This window comes from Draconibacterium sp. IB214405 (genome assembly GCF_033963885.1).
In the GTDB taxonomy this organism is placed as follows: Bacteria; Bacteroidota; Bacteroidia; order Bacteroidales; family Prolixibacteraceae; genus Draconibacterium.
Window position 1 is genome coordinate 1 of record NZ_JAXBMA010000017.1, and the last position, 5,222, is coordinate 5,222.

At 49.2% G+C, this 5,222-nt stretch carries 2 tRNA genes and 3 rRNA genes; all 5 read right to left on the reverse strand.

The window, feature by feature from the left end:
* Positions 1-18: 18 nt before the first annotated feature.
* The 5 genes from rrf to SLH46_RS21555 all read right to left on the reverse strand — a co-directional run bounded on the left by rrf (position 19) and on the right by SLH46_RS21555 (position 5,152).
* Positions 19-129 (reverse strand): 5S ribosomal RNA (rrf, locus tag SLH46_RS21535).
* A 136-nt stretch (positions 130-265) separates the two neighbouring features.
* Positions 266-3,060 (reverse strand): 23S ribosomal RNA (locus tag SLH46_RS21540).
* Between the two features lie 275 nt (positions 3,061-3,335).
* Positions 3,336-3,409, reverse strand: a tRNA-Ala gene (locus tag SLH46_RS21545).
* A gap of 7 nt (positions 3,410-3,416) precedes the next feature.
* Positions 3,417-3,490: transfer RNA gene (locus tag SLH46_RS21550), tRNA-Ile, on the reverse strand.
* A gap of 140 nt (positions 3,491-3,630) precedes the next feature.
* A 16S ribosomal RNA gene (locus SLH46_RS21555) occupies positions 3,631-5,152 on the reverse strand.
* Together the 16S, 23S and 5S rRNA genes with 2 tRNA genes alongside form the textbook arrangement of a ribosomal RNA operon.
* Between the last annotated feature and the right edge of the window lie 70 nt (positions 5,153-5,222).

The following is a 5,222-nucleotide window of genomic DNA, read 5'->3' on the forward strand; positions in this document are numbered from 1 at the left end:
TGAACACGGGCTTAATAAAATTGGCAGCGACCTACTCTCCCACTTTTACGCAGTACCATCGGCGCTGACGGGCTTAACTTCTCTGTTCGGAATGGGAAGAGGTGGTACCCCGTCGCTATAGCCACCTAAAATCTTTCGTTCTGTTCTCTACAAGGAGAACGAAACTTCATGGCTTACTTTCTTAACTCTTACGTTAGAAAATACCAATAAAATATTTTAGCAGTTGGGAAGAGAGTACAAATTCTCAATACAAGGACAAACTAATTGTAGAAAGTCTTCGGGCAATTAGTACTGCTCGGCTTTGATGTCACCATCTTTACACCTGCAGCCTATCAACGTAATAGTCTCTTACGGCCCTCAATGGAAATCTCATCTTGAGGTGAGCTTCGCGCTTAGATGCTTTCAGCGCTTATCTCATCCACACATAGCTACCCTGCAATGCAGCTGGCGCCACAACAGGTACACTAGCGGTATGTCCAACGCGGTCCTCTCGTACTAGTGTCAGGTCCTCTCAAATTTCCTACGCCCACAACAGATAGGGACCGAACTGTCTCACGACGTTCTGAACCCAGCTCGCGTGCCACTTTAATGGGCGAACAGCCCAACCCTTGGGACCTTCTCCAGCCCCAGGATGTGACGAGCCGACATCGAGGTGCCAAACCGCTCCGTCGATATGAGCTCTTGGGAGCGATCAGCCTGTTATCCCCGGAGTACCTTTTATCCTTTGAGCGATGGCCCTTCCATGCGGAACCACCGGATCACTATGCTCTAGTTTCCTACCTGATCGACCCGTCGGTCTCACAGTCAAGCGCGCTTATACCATTATGCTCTACTGACGGTTACCAATCGTCATGAGCGCACCTTTAGAAGCCTCCGTTACTCTTTTGGAGGCGACCACCCCAGTCAAACTACCCACCACGCAATGTCCCCTGGTTGTACAGGGTTAGGCTCCAAGTAAGCAAAGGGACGTATTTCAAGGATGGCTCCACGATTCCTGGCGAAACCGCTTCAAAGCCTCCGTCCTATCCTACACATTACTTACCCAGAGTCAATGCGAAGCTGCAGTAAAGGTTCACGGGGTCTTTCCGTCCCGTTGCGGGTAAACGGCATCTTCACCGTTACTACAATTTCACCGAGCTCGCGGCCGAGACAGTGCGCACATCGTTACACCATTCGTGCAGGTCGGAACTTACCCGACAAGGAATTTCGCTACCTTAGGACCGTTATAGTTACGGCCGCCGTTTACCGGGGCTTCATTTCAATGCTTCTCCGAAGATAACATCCCCACTTAACCTTCCGGCACCGGGCAGGTGTCAGGCCCTATACGTCATCTTTCGATTTAGCAGAGCCCTGTGTTTTTGATAAACAGTCGCATGCGCCATTTCTCTGCGGCCTACCGAGGTAGGCTCCCCTTCTCCCGAAGTTACGGGGTCATTTTGCCTAGTTCCTTAGCCGCGAATCACTCGAGCGCCTCAGGATTCTCTCCTTGACTACCTGTGTCGGTTTACGGTACGGGCCCTATACTCGCTTTTCTTGGAAGCAACTTCACTACTTCGCTTCGCCCGAAGGCTAGGCTCAACGTGCTATTCCGTCAGCACGTAGCAGCTACATCGCTCCGTCACTTTTATTGTATAGGCGGCGCAGGAATATTAACCTGCTTGCCATCGGCTTCCCCTTTCGGGTACACCTTAGGTCCCGGCTTACCCTGATCCGATTAGCGTTGATCAGGAAACCTTAGTCTATCGGCGAGCGGGTTTCTCACCCGCTTTATCGTTACTTATGCCTACATTTGCTTTTCCAAACACTCCAACATGGCTCACGCCACATCTTCAACGCAGTTTGGAATGCTCCTCTACCACTGTACATTGTACAGTCCATAGCTTCGGTGGTATACTTATGCCCGATTATCATCCATGCCCGATCGCTCGACTAGTGAGCTGTTACGCACTCTTTAAATGAATGGCTGCTTCCAAGCCAACATCCTAGCTGTCTAAGCAATCAGACCTCGTTTGTTCAACTTAGTATACACTTGGGGACCTTAGCTGATGGTCCGGGTTCTTTCCCTTTCGGACATGGACCTTAGCACCCATGCCCTCACTCCTGTGAAACATTTTGCAGCATTCGGAGTTTGTCTGGATTTGATAGGCGGCGAAGCCCTCGCATCCAATCAGTAGCTCTACCTCTGCAAAACTATCACAAGGCTGCACCTAAATGCATTTCGAGGAGTACGAGCTATTTCCCAGTTTGATTGGCCTTTCACCCCTACCCACAGGTCATCCAAAAACTTTTCAACGTTTCCTGGTTCGGTCCTCCATGTTGTGTTACCAACACTTCAACCTGCCCATGGGTAGATCACAGGGTTTCGCGTCTAGCGCCACTAACTTTACGCCCTATTCAGACTCGCTTTCGCTTCGGGTACGCCCCTTAAGGGCTTAGCCTCGCTAGTGACGACTAACTCGTAGGCTCATTATGCAAAAGGCACGCTGTCATCCCGATAAATCGGGACTCCAACCGCTTGTAAGCGCACGGTTTCAGGTACTATTTCACTCCCCTGTTCGGGGTGCTTTTCACCTTTCCCTCACGGTACTTGTTCGCTATCGGTCTCTCAGGAGTATTTAGCCTTACCAGATGGTCCTGGCAGATTCAGACAGAATTTCTCGTGTTCCGCCCTACTCAGGGTACTGCTAGGATAGTATTTCTTTCCTGTACCGGACTTTCACCGTCTATGGTAGGCTTTTCCAAAACCTTTCCAGTTCAAAATATGTCTCCATGTCGCAGCCCTACAACCCTGGCATTGCCGAAACAATACCAGTTTAGGCTGTTCCCAGTTCGCTCGCCACTACTATGGGAATCATTATTATTTTCTTTTCCTCCGGGTACTTAGATGTTTCAGTTCCCCGGGTTAGCCTCCTTGCGGATACCTTTACAGGTGGGTTGCCCCATTCGGAAATCTTCGGATCGATTCATATTTGCTAATCCCCGAAGCTTATCGCAGCTTGTCACGTCCTTCATCGCCTCTGAGAGCCTAGGCATCCTCCGTACGCCCTTAGTAACTTTCTTTTTAGAGAATCCTCGTATTGATTCAATTGTATCTCTTGTAAAATTGTCGTCTCTATCTTGTGATTTGACTCTCGATAATTACTTTCGTAATCATCAAAATTTTTTCCCAACATGCCAAAGAACTTTAAAGCACAGAAACAGTTGCCTGTTTCAACTTGTGTAGATAATTAAGGAATCGAACCTTATCTCGTTTGTGCACCAGCATTATCTTTTGCTCACTATTACTATGAACGTGCCACTTTTTTGTGGTCTTTTTTCGACTTTTCAGCCTCTCGTGGAGAATAAGGGAGTCGAACCCTTGACCTCTAGAATGCAAATCTAGCGCTCTAGCCAACTGAGCTAATCCCCCGAAACAGTAGTCCCGCCCAGACTTGAACTGGGGACCCCTACATTATCAGTGTAGTACTCTAACCAGCTGAGCTACGGGACTGTTTTTTCTAAGCGCCAAGCTTGCTGAGCTTTGGCTTTTAGCGCAGCTCCCGCTTTGCAACTCATTGTGTAATATTTTAAAAAAAGCAAGGACAACTTTTGTCAATCTCGTCACAGAAAACTTTTAAACCTGTGCTCCAGAAAGGAGGTGTTCCAGCCACACCTTCCGGTACGGCTACCTTGTTACGACTTAACCCCAGTTACCAGTTTTACCCTAGGACGCTCCTTGCGGTCACATACTTCAGGTACCCCCAGCTTCCATGGTTTGACGGGCGGTGTGTACAAGGCCCGGGAACGTATTCACCGCGCCATGGCTGATGCGCGATTACTAGCGAATCCAACTTCATGGAGTCGGGTTGCAGACTCCAATCCGAACTGGGATCGGCTTTAGGGATTGGCATCCAGTTGCCTGGTAGCTGCCCTTTGTACCGACCATTGTAACACGTGTGTAGCCCTGGACATAAGGGCCGTGCTGATTTGACGTCATCCCCACCTTCCTCTCACCTTACGGTGGCAGTCTCGCTAGAGTCCTCAGCATTACCTGCTAGCAACTAACGATAGGGGTTGCGCTCGTTATGGGACTTAACCCGACACCTCACGGCACGAGCTGACGACAACCATGCAGCACCTTGTAAATAGCTCCGAAGAGAAAAGATGTTTCCACCTTATGCAATCTACATTTAAGCCCAGGTAAGGTTCCTCGCGTATCATCGAATTAAACCACATGTTCCTCCGCTTGTGCGGGCCCCCGTCAATTCCTTTGAGTTTCAACCTTGCGATCGTACTCCCCAGGTGGATCACTTAATGCTTTCGCTCAGCCGCTTACTGTGTATCGCAAACAGCGAGTGATCATCGTTTACGGCGTGGACTACCAGGGTATCTAATCCTGTTCGCTCCCCACGCTTTCGTGCCTCAGCGTCAATCGTAGCTTAGTAAGCTGCCTTCGCAATTGGCGTTCTGTGTCATATCTATGCATTTCACCGCTACACAACACATTCCGCCTACCTCAACTACATTCAAGAACTTCAGTATCAATGGCAATTTTACCGTTAAGCGGCAAGATTTCACCACTGACTTAAAGTTCCGCCTGCGCACCCTTTAAACCCAATAAATCCGGATAACGCTTGGACCCTCCGTATTACCGCGGCTGCTGGCACGGAGTTAGCCGGTCCTTATTCATTTGCTACCGTCAAATACCTACACGTAGGTAACATTCTTGGCAAACAAAAGCAGTTTACAACCCATAGGGCCGTCATCCTGCACGCGGGATGGCTGGTTCAGGCTTGCGCCCATTGACCAATATTCCTCACTGCTGCCTCCCGTAGGAGTCTGGTCCGTGTCTCAGTACCAGTGTGGGGGATAATCCTCTCAGAACCCCTAAAGATCGTCGGCTTGGTGAGCCTTTACCTCACCAACTACCTAATCTTACGCATGCCCATCTTGTACCGCCGAAGCTTTAATCACAATAACATGCGAAATTGTGATACTATGAGATATTAATCCACGTTTCCATGGGCTATCCCTCTGTACAAGGAAGGTTGCATACGCGTTACGCACCCGTGCGCCGGTCGCCATCTACCCGAAAGTAATGCTGCCCCTCGACTTGCATGTGTTAGGCCTCCCGCTAGCGTTCATCCTGAGCCAGGATCAAACTCTCCGTTGTAAATATAAAAAGTTTAATATCTTTCGCTCCAGGTTTACTTGTCTCTCAGAAATCAACAAAGTTGTTTTAT